This window comes from Nonomuraea recticatena, from assembly GCF_039533245.1.
Taxonomy (GTDB): domain Bacteria; phylum Actinomycetota; class Actinomycetes; order Streptosporangiales; family Streptosporangiaceae; genus Nonomuraea; species Nonomuraea roseola.
Genome location: NZ_BAAATE010000142.1, coordinates 1 through 794 on the forward strand (window position 1 = coordinate 1; position 794 = coordinate 794).

A 794-nucleotide genomic window follows, 5' to 3' on the forward strand; every position below is an offset into this window, starting at 1 on the left:
TTCCACCGCGCCCACCGAGCAAGCGGAAGACTGGGCACAGGCCTGGGCCTGGCGATCTGCAAGCGCATCGTGGAACGCCACGGCGGCGAGATCACCGCCCAGGACAACCCAGGAGGCGGCTCCCGCTTCAGCTTCACCCTGCCCGCAGTGGGCTGACCACACCAGCCACCCACCGCACTGTCTCAGGCCACCCGCACCCGCCCCATCACCGCACCCGCCCCCACCGCACTAGGGCGTGTCCTCAAAGCCAGGTGAGCAGCGTGGCCAGGTCGAGCATGCCTTGGTAGGAGGTGGCGGTCTTGTCGAAGCGGGTGGCGATGGCGCGGAACTGCTTGAGCCGGTTGAAGCAGCGTTCCACCACGTTGCGACGCTTGTAGGCGGCGCGGTCGAAGGTCGGCGGGCGTCCGCCGGCCCGGCCTCGGCGCAGCCGGTTGGCCCTCTGGTCGCGGCGTTCCGGGATGGTGGCCGGGATGCGGCGTCTGCGCAGGTAGGAGCGGATGGCGCGGCTGGAGTAGCCCTTGTCCGCGATCACCCGCCTCGGTCTGGTCGCCGGTCGTCCCGGTCCCGGCCGGTCGGACCGGACACCGGCCATGACCTGGGTGAACACGGTGCAGTCGTTGACGTTGCCGCCGGTCAGGACGATCGACAGGGGTCGGCCGTGGCCGTCGCAGGCGAGATGGATCTTGGTGGTGGGCCCGCCACGGGAGCGGCCGATCGCGTGATCACCTGGTTCGCCGTGCCCGCCGCACGACCCGACCGCCCCCCGTGTGGGACGCGATCACGCTCGTGCGGCG

1 protein-coding gene and 1 pseudogene are annotated in these 794 nt (G+C 71.3%); one reads left to right on the forward strand and one right to left on the reverse strand.

The window, feature by feature from the left end:
- A partial coding sequence (locus ABFX50_RS51785) for an ATP-binding protein (protein WP_428834745.1) occupies nt 1–156 on the forward strand: 156 nt, incomplete at its 5' end.
- An 85-nt stretch (nt 157–241) separates the two neighbouring features.
- Here ABFX50_RS51785 and ABFX50_RS50815 read toward each other — a convergent pair.
- Nucleotides 242–742 (reverse strand): annotated as a pseudogene (locus tag ABFX50_RS50815) (IS5 family transposase); the annotation flags it as partial.
- Nucleotides 743–794: the final 52 nt, after the last annotated feature.